Source organism: Streptomyces aureocirculatus, from assembly GCF_000720475.1.
GTDB classification, from domain to species: Bacteria; Actinomycetota; Actinomycetes; order Streptomycetales; family Streptomycetaceae; genus Streptomyces; species Streptomyces aureocirculatus.
Genome location: NZ_JOAP01000031.1, coordinates 14,959 through 27,417 on the forward strand (window position 1 = coordinate 14,959; position 12,459 = coordinate 27,417).

The 12,459-nt window shown below is 71.9% G+C and carries 11 protein-coding genes; 4 read left to right on the forward strand and 7 right to left on the reverse strand.

Annotated features, from left to right (window positions below; translation table 11 throughout):
- Positions 1-28 precede the first annotated feature (28 nt).
- Positions 29-1,042, reverse strand: coding sequence for a GlxA family transcriptional regulator (locus IG78_RS0126570; protein ID WP_030567536.1), 1,014 nt, complete (start codon positions 1,040-1,042; stop codon positions 29-31).
- A gap of 98 nt (positions 1,043-1,140) precedes the next feature.
- Between IG78_RS0126570 and IG78_RS0126575 the strand changes: the two genes are divergently transcribed.
- Positions 1,141-2,010, forward strand: coding sequence for a dienelactone hydrolase family protein (locus tag IG78_RS0126575; RefSeq protein ID WP_107055006.1), 870 nt, complete (start codon positions 1,141-1,143; stop codon positions 2,008-2,010).
- Between the two features lie 214 nt (positions 2,011-2,224).
- On the forward strand, positions 2,225-3,295 hold the full coding sequence (locus tag IG78_RS0126580) for a S1 family peptidase (RefSeq protein ID WP_030567540.1): 1,071 nt from the start codon (positions 2,225-2,227) through the stop codon (positions 3,293-3,295).
- Between the two features lie 86 nt (positions 3,296-3,381).
- Here the strand turns inward: IG78_RS0126580 and IG78_RS0126585 are convergent, their stop codons facing one another.
- Positions 3,382-5,109, reverse strand: a complete 1,728-nt coding sequence (locus tag IG78_RS0126585) for an acyl-CoA dehydrogenase family protein (RefSeq protein ID WP_030567542.1) — start codon at positions 5,107-5,109, stop codon at positions 3,382-3,384.
- A gap of 129 nt (positions 5,110-5,238) precedes the next feature.
- The gene (locus tag IG78_RS0126590) at positions 5,239-5,808 is read right to left on the reverse strand and encodes a PadR family transcriptional regulator (RefSeq protein WP_030567544.1); all 570 of its coding nucleotides are present in this window, start codon (positions 5,806-5,808) and stop codon (positions 5,239-5,241) included.
- A gap of 191 nt (positions 5,809-5,999) precedes the next feature.
- Here IG78_RS0126590 and IG78_RS0126595 point away from each other — a divergent pair, with 191 nt between their 5' ends.
- Both IG78_RS0126595 and IG78_RS0126600 read left to right on the forward strand, forming a co-directional pair.
- On the forward strand, positions 6,000-6,578 hold the full coding sequence (locus IG78_RS0126595; RefSeq protein WP_030567546.1) for a carboxymuconolactone decarboxylase family protein: 579 nt from the start codon (positions 6,000-6,002) through the stop codon (positions 6,576-6,578).
- Complete coding sequence (locus tag IG78_RS0126600; protein WP_030567547.1) at positions 6,575-7,429, forward strand: RNA polymerase sigma-70 factor; 855 nt, start codon at positions 6,575-6,577, stop codon at positions 7,427-7,429. Before IG78_RS0126595 ends, IG78_RS0126600 begins: the two co-directional genes overlap by 4 nt.
- 170 nt (positions 7,430-7,599) lie before the next feature.
- Here IG78_RS0126600 and IG78_RS0126605 read toward each other — a convergent pair whose 3' ends face one another.
- The 4 genes from IG78_RS0126605 to IG78_RS0126620 all read right to left on the reverse strand — a co-directional run bounded on the left by IG78_RS0126605 (position 7,600) and on the right by IG78_RS0126620 (position 12,416).
- Complete coding sequence (locus tag IG78_RS0126605; RefSeq protein WP_225881992.1) at positions 7,600-8,730, reverse strand: hypothetical protein; 1,131 nt, start codon at positions 8,728-8,730, stop codon at positions 7,600-7,602.
- A 102-nt stretch (positions 8,731-8,832) separates the two neighbouring features.
- The gene (locus IG78_RS0126610; RefSeq protein WP_078964853.1) at positions 8,833-9,978 is read right to left on the reverse strand and encodes a HAMP domain-containing sensor histidine kinase; all 1,146 of its coding nucleotides are present in this window, start codon (positions 9,976-9,978) and stop codon (positions 8,833-8,835) included.
- The gene (locus tag IG78_RS0126615) at positions 9,975-10,646 is read right to left on the reverse strand and encodes a response regulator transcription factor (protein WP_030567550.1); all 672 of its coding nucleotides are present in this window, start codon (positions 10,644-10,646) and stop codon (positions 9,975-9,977) included. The genes IG78_RS0126610 and IG78_RS0126615 overlap by 4 nt, the downstream gene beginning before the upstream one ends.
- A gap of 15 nt (positions 10,647-10,661) precedes the next feature.
- Positions 10,662-12,416 carry a serine hydrolase domain-containing protein gene (locus IG78_RS0126620; RefSeq protein ID WP_030567551.1) on the reverse strand — a complete coding sequence of 585 codons (1,755 nt, stop codon included), beginning with the start codon at positions 12,414-12,416 and terminating at the stop codon, positions 10,662-10,664.
- Between the last annotated feature and the right edge of the window lie 43 nt (positions 12,417-12,459).

Here is a 12,459-nt window from a genome sequence, read left to right on the forward strand (position 1 = left end):
ACGCCCTCATCGGCTGAGCCCGGCGCGGTCAGCCACGCCGGTCGTGCGGAGGGTGGGATCGCCGGTCCTCGGCAGGGCGGAATGCCGCGCGGTACTCGCGCGGGCGTCGGCCGGTGTGTCTGGCGAAGATGCCGCTGAACGTGCCGGCATCGCGGTACCCGACGTCCGCGGCGATGCTCGCCACGGTCCTGTCGGTCGTCTCCAGCAGAAGCCTGGCCCGCCGCACCCGCGCGCCCTGCAGATAGGCGAGCGGTGTCTCGCCCGCCTCGTCCCCGAAGCGGCGGAGCATGGTTCTCGTACTCACCCGGAACGTCCGGGCGAGGGCGGCCAGGTCGTAGCGGGCCCCGAGGTTCTGGTCGAGCCACCGCTTGACGCCGAGTGAGAACCCCCTGCCCACCGCGGGCAGGAGCCGCATGTCGACATAGGGTGCCTGGGTGGAGCGCGCGTCGTCCACGAGCGCGATGCGCGCGGTGCTGCGGGCGACGTCGGGGCCGTCGTGCTCGCGGACGAGGCGCAGGGCGAAGTCGTACATCGCGCTGAACGCCGCCGTGGTCGTCACGCCGCCGTCGGTCACGACCAGCCTCTCGGCGCGCACGCGGACATCGGCGTACCGGCGGGCGAACCGGTCCGCGAACAGCCAGGACGTCGTGGCCTCCCGCCCCCCGAGCAGCCCGGCCTCGGCCACGAGGAAGGCCCCCACGCAGATCGACACGACGGCTGTACCTGCGGCGGCCTGCGACCGGATCACCGCACGTTCCGGCGCGAGGCCCGCGAGTGTCGCGTCCAGGTCCAGGGCGGGGGAGAGCTCGAAGCCCGGCACGATCAGCACATCCGCGGGACGGACCGCACGGACGTCGACGCGCGAACCACCGGACGCGGCCACCCGCCGACGGGGCGAGACGACCGACACCTCGTACGACGGCTGCGGGGAGCCCTGCGCCGCGGTCACGTGCGTGGCCATGGTGAGGAGGTCGGGCACACCGAACACCTCCGACGCGAAGCAGCCGGGATAGGCAAGGACACTGACGCGCAGCGGACTCATACGGCTCCCCCGCCCTGTGGAAGGCTGGCGATATTACCGCCCTACATGGCGATGCCGCCTCTCAGCGAGAGCACGGCCGGGACGTCATCCTCTTGGTCATGACCACCACACGAGACCTGCGGGGCAATCCCCTGAATGACCGGGGCGACCGGGACGACCGGGACGACCCCTTGGACGACTTCGTACGGAGGGTCGTCGACGTCGACGGCGTCACCAAGACCGTGTACGTCGCCGGGTCGGGTCCCGCCGTCGTCCTCATGCCCGAGATGCCGGGGATCAGCCCCGACGTCGCGCGGTTCGGGCGCTGGCTGCGCGACGCGGGGCTCTCCGTCTATCTGCCGTCCCTCTTCGGCGTCGACGGCGCGTATCCGAGCGCCGAGGCAGGTGAGCGGGTCGTCCGGCGAGCCTGTGTGAGCGCCGAGTTCCGGGCCTTCGCCGGGGGTGGCACGAGCCCCGTCGTCTCCTGGCTGCGCGGCCTCGCCCGCCTGGCGCACTCCGAGTGCGGCGGGCCCGGCGTCGGCGCCGTCGGGCTCTGCTTCACCGGCAACTTCGCCCTGACCATGGCGCTTGAGCCCGCCGTCATCGCTCCCGTGGTCAACCATCCGTCCCTCCCCCTCGACGACCCCGCCGGTCTGGAGATCGGCGCCGAGGACGCCGCGGCCGTGGCCGGACGCGTCGAGCGCGACGGTCTCAAGGTGCTCGCCTACCGCTTCGAGAACGACGCCTGGTGCACAGGGCAGCGGTTCGCGGCCTACCGGGCGCTGCTCGGCGACGCCTTCGACGGCCGCGTCCTGTCGGCCGAGACGGCGAACACCGACCCGCCGCCCTTCTTCCGCGACGTCGTCGGCTGCGCCCACAGCGTGGTCACGGCCCATCTCGTCGACCGGGACGGCCATCCCACCGTGCGGGCCCGTGACGAGATCATCGCCTTCCTGACCGGGCGGCTGGGAGCGCAGGCGCCGGGGTGAGCCTCCCGAGCACCGGCGAGCTCCTCGCCGCCCTCCGGTCCGTCCCACCTCCTCAACGAGCGGCCCCTAGGGGCGGTTCCCGACCCGAAGATCCCGCGAGAGGAGGTCCGGACCCTTGCGCGATTGTCGCGAGCATGCCACGTTCCTTGCTCGGTACGTCCCACACGTACCGCGGTACGTCCCACGTCACGTCACCGTCAAAGGAGCCCCCCACATGAGACGCACCTTCTGTGCGCGTCTGGGCCTTTCCGCCCTGCTCGTCACCGGATCCCTCGCCCTGGGCACCGTCCCCGCCGGCGCGCAGGGCGAACCGGCGCCCGCCCCCTCCGCCGCTGACGCCCCCCATGCCATCAACGCCATCAACGCGCAGGTCGAGCGGCAGTTGGGCGACGACAGCGCAGGCACCTACCTCGACCGCAGGACCGGAAAGCTGGTCGTCACCGTCACCAGCGAAGCCGCCGCCGAGCGCGTCCGCGCCGCCGGTGCGACGCCCGAGCGGGTGTCGCGCAGCGCCGCCCGGCTCGCCGCCGCCATGGACACGCTGGAGTCCCGCGCGAAGATCACCGGCACCTCCTGGGGCGTCGACCCGCGCACCAACCAGATAGCCGTGCAGGCCGACCAGTCGGTGTCGGCCCGTGACCTCGCCCGGCTGCACCGCGTCGCCGACTCCCTCGACGGCGCGGTACGCGTGAGCCGGGTGCCCGGCACCTTCAAGCGCGAGGTGGCGGGCGGCGACGCCATCTACGGCGGCGGCTCACGCTGCTCGGCCGCCTTCAACGTCTCCAAGGGCTCCACCCGGTACTTCGTGACGGCCGGGCACTGCACCAACCTCAGCGCCAACTGGTCCGCCACGTCCGGCGGTGCGGCCGTCGGCGTGCGCGAGGGCACCAGCTTCCCCACCAACGACTACGGCATCGTCCGTTACACCAACGGCTCGTCGCCCGCGGGTAACGTCAACCTCTACAACGGCAGCTACCAGGAGATCTCCTCCGCCGCCAACGCCGTCGTCGGTCAGGCGATCAAGAAGAGCGGATCCACCACCAGGGTGACGAGCGGCTCGGTGACCGCCGTCAACGTCACGGTCAACTACGGTGACGGACCCGTCCACGGCATGGTCCGCACCACCGCCTGCTCCGCGGGCGGCGACAGCGGCGGCGCCCACTTCGCGGGCACGGTCGCCCTCGGCATCCACTCCGGCAGCTCCGGCTGCACGGGCACCAACGGCTCCGCGATCCACCAGCCGGTGCGCGAGGCCCTGACCGCGTACGGCGTGAACGTGTACTGACCCACCGGCCGGTCGGCCGCCGTGCCGTCAGGGCACGGCGGCCGACCGGTTGGACTTCGGGGCGGGGCCCCGGGGGTCCTGACGTCCTACGGGGCCATCTCGTACGCTCCGGACAGTGCCTCCACGCGCTCCCAGACACGTGCCGAGCGAGCCTCGTCGACCACCGGGCGGCGGACCGCTCCCAGGGCCCAGCTCTGCTGGTCCGCGGTGGCGGAGTCCTTGCCGTGCAGCTCGACGGCGTGCGCGGAGAAGTCCCGTACGAGGACGGCGAAGAGCTCGTCGAGCACGTCCGCGTCGAGGTCCGTCAGACGGGCCTGCTCCAGGATGAGCTGGCCGTGCACGACAAGGGCGAAGAGCTGGCCGACGGCGAGGAGCAGGTCGAGGTCGCGGCTCTGCTTCTCGTCGGGGGCGGCCGTGGTGACCAATGCGCACAGCGCGTCGGCCTGTTCGCGGAAGCGCGCCACGTTGGGGACCTCGGCGTACGCGTCGAAGGCGGTGCGCCAGTCGTGGAAGCGGATGGCGCCGAGCCCGCGGGCCGGTCCCTGTTGGAAGAGGAAGTCGTCGTCGGCCGCGTCGAGGCGGGTGGGCACCGGCGCGTACTCGGCCGGGTTCAGGAGGTGGTTGCCCATGAACTTCAGGATCAGGGCGAGGTTGACGTGGACCGTGCCCTCCAGCTTGGGCAGGCCGCGGATCTCGGTGGCGGCCTGGGCGAAGTAGGTGTCCTTCTCGAAGCCCTTGGCCGCGATGACGTCCCACATCAGGTCGATGACCTTCTCGCCCTCCGTGGTCACCTTCATCTTCGTCATCGGGTTGAAGAGGAGGTAGCGGCGGTCGTCGGGCCCTGCCGAGCGGAAGTAGTCCACGGCGCGGTCGCTGAACAGCTTCATCCCGACGAGCCGCACATAGGCGTCGGTCAGCTCCCGGCGCACGTGCGGGAACGCGGTGACGGGGCGGCCGTAGAGGATGCGATTGTGGGCGTGGGTGACGGCCTCGTACATCGCGTGCTCGCAGATGCCGATCGAGGCGGTGCACAGGTTGAACTTGCCGACGTTGACGGTGTTGAGGGCGGCGTCGAACGCGGCACGCCCGGTGTGCAGGACGTCGTCGGGCCCCACCGGGTAGTTCTCCAGGCGGAACTCACTGACGTACTTCGACGAGTCGACGACGTTCTTGACCAGGTGGTACGCCTCGTGGCGGCTGTCGGCGGCGAAGAAGACATAGCCGTCGGGGCCCTCGATGTCGGTGCGGCGGCCGAAGACGGAGACGAGCCCGGCGGCGTTGCCGTTGCCGATGTAGTACTTGGAGCCGCTGGCCCGGAAGCTGCCGTCACCGGCAGGTTCCAGGAGCATGTCGGTGGAGTAGATGTCGGCGCCGTGGGTCTTCTCGGAGAGGCCGAAGGCGAACACCTCGCCCTGTGAGAGGAGTTCGGCGGCGCGGGCGCGGGCGGTGGCGTTGTCGCTCTGCCACACCGGGCCGAGACCGAGGATCGTGACCTGCCAGGCGTACCAGTAGTCGAGCCCGTAGAAGCCGAAGATCTCGTTGAGGGCGGCGATGCGGGCGGTGTCCCAGCGCTTGTCCTCGCCACCTTCGCCGCGGGCCTCCGCGGACGGGGTGAGGAAGGTCGCGAACAGTCCCTCCTCGGCGGAGAACGCGAGGAAGTCCGCGAGCCAGGCGCGCGAACGGTAGTCCTCGATCAGCTTGCGCTTGCCGCGTGCCTCGAACCAGTCCACGGTCGCGCGCAGCAGCCTGCGGGTCTCGGGGTCGAAGTGCGTCGGGTCATAGGTGGTGGGGTTGAAAAGCAGTGGGTCGGCCATGGCGATTCGCCTTTCCGGCTCGGGGTCGGGAGGAAGGAAGGGTGCTCGGGGACGGGAGGGAAGAAGGGAGGGGGGAGGGAAGGGAGGGAGGTAAGGGAGGGGGGAAGGCGGGGAGAGAAGGGGGGCCGCTCACGGCCTTCGTCGGCGCTCAGGACCGAGTCGCTGGAGGGTGGCGATCACGTCGTCGAGCCAGGCGAGCGTCATGCGTTCGTACGCGATGCCGCCGCGCAGCACGACGTGCTGAAGCTCCTGCCCGGCCTCCAGGGGCGCGGGAGCCTCGGGCCCCGTGAAGTCGCGCAGCTCACCGGCCAGGTAGTGCGCGAGCCGGTCGGCGTGCGCCTCGCGGTGCCGCTCGACTTCCTGGATCAGCGCGGCCGGATCGTCGAAGGCCGCCCCGCGGATCTTCACGGCGAGCTCGTGCCGGACGCTCTCGGGCTCGATCGGCTCGTGCAGCCACCGGGACAGCGCGGTCCTGCCGAGGGGGCCGACGGAGTACTCCTTCTTGTCGGGCCGGTCCTGCTGCACCACCGTGCGGGCACCTATCAAGCCGTCGCTCTCCATACGCTTGAGAACGCGGTAGATCTGCTGGTGGGTGGCGGCCCAGAAGTAGCCGATGGACCGGTCGAACCGCCGGGCCAGCTCGTAGCCGGAGCCCGGCCGCTCCAGCAGGGAGACGAGAATCGCGTGCTCAAGCGCCATACCCGAATCCTTCTATGCAACGAGTTGCATAGACAAGCGGCACCGCGCAGGTGAGACGCGGCTCACCTGGGAGACCCCCGCGCTTGCTCGCCGCCGGTGTCACACGCACGGGTCCTGCGGTGTCTCTATGGTGAACGGGCGGGACAACCGGCCGGTCGGACCAGCGAGACAAGTACAGGGAGAACAACACCATGACGCTCCGCGTCCCGAAGGCCGAGCTTCCCACCGAGCTCCGCGACAGCATGATCGAGCAGCTCGGCTCGGTGCCCGAGCCCGTCGAGGTACTGTGGCACCACCCCGAACTCGCCAAGGCCAATCAGGAGTTCTCGGCCCAGGTGGGCTCGTGGGACGCGGTGCCCGCGGACCTCAAGACGTTCGCGCACATGGCGGTCGCCTCCTACGTGGGCTGTAGCTGGTGCCTCGACATCAACTACTTCCAGGCACTGAACCAGAACCTCGACATGACCAAGGCGAGCCAGGTGCCCCGCTGGCGGCAGTCGGACGTGTTCACGCCGCTGGAGCGTGACGTGCTGGAGTACGCCGAGGCCATGACGAGCACCCCGCCGACCGTCACCGACGAGCTGCACGCCGGGCTCCTGGACCGGCTCGGCCCGAAGGCCATGGTCGAACTCACCGTGTACATCGGCTTCGCCAATTTCGCGGCCCGGTGCAACACGGCGATGGGAATCACCTCGCAGGGCTACTCCGAGGCCTGCGGGATTCCGCTGGCGCCCCGCCCCGACAGCGCCGTCCCGGCACCGACGGCATGACCCACGACGACCCCTTCGTCGCCCACCGCAGCCTGCTGTTCACGGTCGCCTACGAGATGCTCGGCTCCGCGGCCGACGCGGAGGACGTGCTGCAGGAGTCCTGGCTGCGGTGGGCCGCCGCCGACCGTGCCGAGGTGCGGGACCCGCGGGCCTACCTGGTCCGTACCGTCACCCGGCAGGCGCTCAACCAACTGCGGACGCTGTCGCGCAGCCGCGAGGAGTACGTCGGCGAGTGGCTGCCCGAGCCGCTGCTGACCGCCCCTGATGTCGCCGAGGACGTCGAACTCGCGGAGAGCGTCTCGATCGCGATGCTGACCGTCCTGGAGACGCTCGGGCCGACGGAACGCGCCGTGTTCGTGCTCCGCGAGGTCTTCGAGGTGCCGTACGGCGAGATCGCAGAGGCGGTCGGCAAGTCCGCGGCCGCGGTGCGGCAGATCGCGCGGCGGGCACGCGAGCACGTGGCGGCACGGCAGCCGCGGGTGCGGGTGAGCCGGTCGGAGCAGCAGGCCGTGGTGGAGCGGTTCCTGGCCGCGTTGCGCACCGGGGAGCTGCAGGAACTCCTCGACGTCATGGCGCCGGACGTCGTCATGATCGCTGACGGTGGCGGGATCGCGGCGGCGGCCGCGGCACCGGTCCACGGCGCGGCGAGCGTGGCGCACCTGCTCGCCCGTCCGGGCCGGGTGGTCTCGGTCGTCTGGCTCAACGGCGCGCCCGCGGGCCGCGTCGAGCTCGAAGGACGGCTGGCCACGGTGAGCCTGGTGGTGGAGAACGGAAAGGTCACCCGGATTCACGCGGTGGCGAATCCGCACAAGCTGACACGCCTCGCGGAACCGGCGGAACTCGTCCGGTAGGCGGAACGCCCGGTCATGGCTCGTCCGCCCCGGCCGGGTGTCGGACCGATGTGCCTCGCCTGCGCGGTTGTGCGGAGGCGAGGCACATCACGTGCGTCATGCGGGGGGGGACGCGACCTGCCGGTCAACGCCGGGGCGGTGGTCCTCAGTTGTTCATGCTCTTGTTGCCGTCAGCCGCTGGGGGCCGGGGCGATCTTCGCGAGGCGGCGCCGCACATCCTCGCGGGCGCCGTTCTTGCCGGCGACCTGAGAACGCAGGGCCGCGAGGTCCGCGCCCAGGTCGTGCACCGTGCGCGGGTCGGTGACGTGGTGCCAGCAGTGGTGGGCGCGGTCGACCGCCGCTGTCACGTCGGGGTGTTCGGGGCTCTGGCCGGATGTCAGGCGCAGGACGGCGGACCGCATCCACAGTTGGCTGGCGCGAGCCGAGTCCTCGGCCTGCCGGGCCAGTTCGGCCTGCACCTCGATCCAGTGGACGGCCTGCGGCGACGCCGGGCCGTGGGCGCGCAGCGCTTCCTGTTCGTGGGCCGCGGCCAGACCGGCCGCCTCGGTGTGCCGTCCCGCGGTCGCCGCGGCGAACACCTCGGTGTGCGGGTCACGCCCGGGGGGCGCCTGAGCCGGGGCCGCAGGGCCCGGCACGTACCCCGCGGTGTCGAGCGCCCGCGCGGGACCGAGGACCAGGGCGGCACTCGTGTCCACCTGCCGCAACGCCTCCTGGTGGAGCCGCTCGGGGGCGAGCCGCAGACCGCTGCGCAGGATCTGCGCCAGGGCGAGCGTGTAGGCAGGTTGTACGGTACGGCGCGGTTTCGGCGGGGCGGCGACGAGCCCGTACGTGCGCGCGCCCCGGCCCGGGTCCAGGGGTGTGGTGTGCAGGTGCTGCCAGGTCTCGGCGTCGGCCACCAGGTCCGCGTACACGGTGGTCGTGCCCGGGCGGCGCTGCTGGAGTTCGTGTACGAACCAGGCCCAGGGCAGGGCGGTGTAGCGCACTGTCGCCGGAGTGGTCCTGGCGAGGGCGAGGTGGATGTGGTGCTGGCGGCGGTCTGTCTGCAACTGCCCGGAGAGGACGACGGTGAGCGGTCCTGGGGAGGCCGCCACGCCTCTGACGCGGGTCAGTACCGTCTGCGGGTCCACGGGGTCGGCGAGTTCGACCAGGCTCGCCGCCGCGGTGCCTGTCCAGGTGCTCGGCGCCACGGCAGCCAGCACGTTGGTCACGTTGCCCGTGTCCACCAGGCAGCCCTTGCCCGCGGGTGCGGCCGTCACCAGCAGCACGGTTCCCGGCGCCGTGTCCTCCCGTGTGATCTCCACAGCAGCACCGTAGCCGCTGATCACGGCTTTGCGGGAGTCGGATGCTTTTGCTGACGCCTCGCTCCGCGCTGCCGGCGTCCGCGCGTGCCCCGCAACGGCGGTTCAGCGGCGTACCGTGAAGCGGAAGACGCAGCCGTCGCCGGTGGGGCCGGGAGAGGTCAGGGTGAGGGTGCCGCCGTGGGCCGCGGCGACCTGGCGGGCGATGGCCAGGCCGAGGCCGGTGCCGGGGGCCTCGGAGCGCCCGCGCCAGAAGCGTTGGAAGACGCGGGCCTGATCGTCGGCGGGGATGCCGGGGCCGTGATCGGTCACCACGACCGCCACTTCGGACCCGGTGGTCTCCACGCGGACATGCACCGCGGTGCCCCCCGGTGCGTAACGGACGGCGTTGTCGACGAGGTTGCCGATCGCCCGGCGCACGGTGGGCTCGTCGACCGGGCAGACGGCGGCCTGCGGCCCGGACAGCGAAAGCCGGGTCCCCTTCGCCGCCGCGTGCACGTCGGTGTCCTCGACCACGGCGCCGGCGACAGCCATCAGGTCGACCGGTCGCCGGTCGAGCGTACGGGCCCTCCCGCGGGCGTCGACAAGGAGTTCGTCCATGACCGCTTGGAGCCGCACGGCCGCCGACCGGGAGCGTTCCAGGCCCTGGCGGTAGACGGCGAGGGTGGGCTCGGGGTGCGCGAGGAGCACCTCGGCGTTGGTCACCAGGACGGCCAGGGGTATGCGCAGTTCGTGGCTGGTCTCCTCGACGAGGCGTCGCTGGGTCTCGGCGGCCTGCTCAAGGCGGTCGAGCATTCCGTCGAAGCTCGCCGCGAGGGTGATCACCTCGGTCGGGCCGTGCCGCAGGGCGATGCGGCGGCCGAGGTCGGCGCCCTGGATGTCGTCGGCGACCGCCCGCACCCGGTCGATCGGGCGCACCGCCCGGCCCGCCCACCACCAGGCGAGCCCGCCCGCGACGGGGCCGAGCGCGACGACGGTCCAGATCGCGGCGGCGGACCGGTGGGTGGTGGTGTCCGTGACGGTGTCCGTGGTGGCGTGCGCCACGGCCGCTGCGCCCGTCGGCTCGTCCCTCGTCGTCTCGGTGTCGGTGGCGAGCACCACGCCGAACAGCAGCAGTGCCGGGGTGTAGCTGGCGAGAAACCCGAGCAGGGCGAGGCGCACGCGCAGGGAACCCCATGGCAGGGCGGTCCACGGCCGCGTACCCCATGGCAGTGCACCCCGAAGGGGCAGTGCGCCGCGAAGGCGCCTCATGGCCGCTCCTTGAGCTGGTAGCCGACATTGGTGATCGTCACGATGAGGGGCGGCTCGCCGAGTTTCCTGCGGAGCCGGCTGAGGATGACCCGTACCGACGCGGTGAAGGGGTTGGCGTGCGCGTCCCAGACGTGTTCGAGCAGGTCCTCGGCGGAGAGGACGTCGCCCGGATGGTGCATGAAGTACCGGAGAAGCGAGAACTCGCGTGCGGTGAGCCGGAGTTCGGTGTCGGCACGCCGGGCCGTGTGCGCCGCGAGGTCGAGCGTGAGCTCACCGACGTGCAGCGTCGAGCCGTGCTCCTCGCCGCGTCGGCCGAGCGCGCGCACCCTGGCCACGAGTTCGGCGAAGTGGAACGGTTTGACCAGGTAGTCGTCGGCTCCGGCGTCGAGCCCGGCGACCCGGTCCGCCACGGCGTCGCGCGCGGTGAGCACCAGGGACCGGCGCGGCCGGCGCAACTCCGGTTCCCGCGCGAGACGGCGGATGAGTTCCAGGCCGTCGCCGTCGGGCAGCCCCAGGTCGAAGCAGGCGACGTCGTACGTGGTCGTCCGGAGGAGTTCCTCTGCGTGGGCGCAGGTGGTGGCGAGGTCGACGGCGTACGACTCGTTGCGCAGGCCGAGCGCGACGACATCGGCGAGATCGGGGTCGTCCTCGATCAGCAGGATCCGCATGTTCCCAGTCAACCCTCAGTCGGCGCGGGCCGCGACGGTCGTTCCGCGCGGACCCGCGACGCTCATGCGTCCTGCGCGGAACGTGACGGTCACCTCGGGGCCTGTGCCCGCCGGGTCGTCCGGGCGGTACCGGTCCCGGCCCGCGGGGACGAGGGTCAGTGAGAGTGGCTTGGTGGGGACTTCGGCCGCGGCGATGCCGCCGACCGCGTCGAGCGAGTACCAGCCGGTGATCGGCCCGGTCCGGGTCGTGAGGGTGACATAGGTGCGGACGTCTCCGCCGTGGAACAGGGTGGCGCCCAGTTCGACACCGCGAAGGGGGCCGAAGTCCCGTTCGAGTGCGGCGCGTTCCCTGCGGCCCTCGCGGCTCTTCCCGTCGAGCAGGTCCCTCACGCGCCGCTCGTTCGCCCGGAAGTCGGCGGCCGTGGCACCGGCACTGCCGCCCGGCTTCTTCCCCGTACCCGCCTTCGGCTTCGGCTTCGGCTTCGGCTTCGGCGGGAAGAGTGTGGTGAGGGCGTCCGCGCCGGTGGCGGAGACCGTGATCCCGCCCCCTGCGGACTTCACGTCGAACGAACCGCCGGAGCGCAGCGTGTACTTCCCGACGGCGGCGGCCGCCCCCGGGGCAGGGGCCGTGGGCGTCCTGGGGGTGGGGAGCGGTTTGCCTGCGATCAGCGCGGGGCCCACCTTCTTCAGAAGAGCCTCGGCGGACATCTTGGGCTTGTTGGAGGTGATCGCGATCGCCCGCTGTTCCCGGGGAATCCACAGGACGACGGCGTCGTGCCCCACCTGGCCGCCGCCTCCGGAGCTCGCGAGGAACGGCTTGCCGTGGACGGACGCGTCGAAGGCGACCCAGCCGGGTGTCTCCGCGCGGCCTTCCCCCAGGTCGTGCCCCGGCTTGCTGATGGCCTGCACCGACTCGGCCGTGACCAGCTCGGCGGTGAACAGCGCCCGGGTCCAGGCCGCCAGGTCACCGGCGGTCATCGCCAGGCTGCCGTTGCCCTCCAGCGCCCAGTGCGGGCCTGTGAAGTCGCCCCGTTCGCCGGTGCGCCCGCCCTCCAGGTACCCGGTGGCCCGGGGCCCGGCCGGGGCCGGCTTCCCTTCCCAGAAGCCTCCCGTGACTCGTCCGCCCGGCAGCCGCAGCATCTTCGACGCCGTGTACTCGCGGTACGTCGTACCTGACACCTTCTCGATGATCAGCGCGAGCAGGGTGTAGCCGGCGTTGGAGTACGCGTACCCACCGCCCGGCCGGAACGCCACCTCCAGTTGGCTGATCGCCTTCAGGGCCGCATCGCGGTCCAGGGGTTCGTGGTCCTCGCCGTGCGATCCCTTCAGGCCGCCGGTGTGCAACAGGAGCTGCCGCACCGTGACTTCGGCCACCGGCCCTGTCAGCCGCCCCGGCAGCAGGTCGCCCGCCCGGTCGTCGAGCCGCAGCCTGCCGTCGTCGACGAGGTTGAAGACGGTCGCGGCGGTGACGGCCTTGGTGACCGATCCGATGCTGAACACGGTGTCCGTCGTGTTCGGTGTCCCGGCGGCGTCGTCGGCCGAACCGTACGCCGCCAGGCAGTCGGCCCTCCCCGCGGTCGTCACCGCGATCGAGCCGCTGAACCCGGCCCGCTCCCACCGCTCGAACGCCGAGTCCATCCGGGGGTCACACGTGGCCCGCGCGCTGCCGCCGTCCGCATCCGGTGCCGGTGCGTCAGCGCCTCCGGTACAGGCGGCCAGCACACCCACCGCCGCCGTCGCGGTCGCCACCGCCAGGTACTTGTTGGTCATGTGCGGCACCGTACGAAGGGGGGTGCGAACCGGATGTGAACGA

Bases quoted from the DNA above. Each gene is read 5' to 3' on its own strand.
- IG78_RS0126570 (WP_030567536.1), bottom strand. From the start codon at position 1,042: ATGAGTCCGCTGCGCGTCAGTGTCCTTGCCTATCCCGGCTGCTTCGCG.
- IG78_RS0126575 (WP_107055006.1), top strand. From the start codon at position 1,141: ATGACCACCACACGAGACCTGCGGGGCAATCCCCTGAATGACCGGGGC.
- IG78_RS0126580 (WP_030567540.1), top strand. From the start codon at position 2,225: ATGAGACGCACCTTCTGTGCGCGTCTGGGCCTTTCCGCCCTGCTCGTC.
- IG78_RS0126585 (WP_030567542.1), bottom strand. From the start codon at position 5,109: ATGGCCGACCCACTGCTTTTCAACCCCACCACCTATGACCCGACGCAC.
- IG78_RS0126590 (WP_030567544.1), bottom strand. From the start codon at position 5,808: ATGGCGCTTGAGCACGCGATTCTCGTCTCCCTGCTGGAGCGGCCGGGC.
- IG78_RS0126595 (WP_030567546.1), top strand. From the start codon at position 6,000: ATGACGCTCCGCGTCCCGAAGGCCGAGCTTCCCACCGAGCTCCGCGAC.
- IG78_RS0126600 (WP_030567547.1), top strand. From the start codon at position 6,575: ATGACCCACGACGACCCCTTCGTCGCCCACCGCAGCCTGCTGTTCACG.
- IG78_RS0126610 (WP_078964853.1), bottom strand. From the start codon at position 9,978: ATGAGGCGCCTTCGCGGCGCACTGCCCCTTCGGGGTGCACTGCCATGG.
- IG78_RS0126615 (WP_030567550.1), bottom strand. From the start codon at position 10,646: ATGCGGATCCTGCTGATCGAGGACGACCCCGATCTCGCCGATGTCGTC.
- IG78_RS0126620 (WP_030567551.1), bottom strand. From the start codon at position 12,416: ATGACCAACAAGTACCTGGCGGTGGCGACCGCGACGGCGGCGGTGGGT.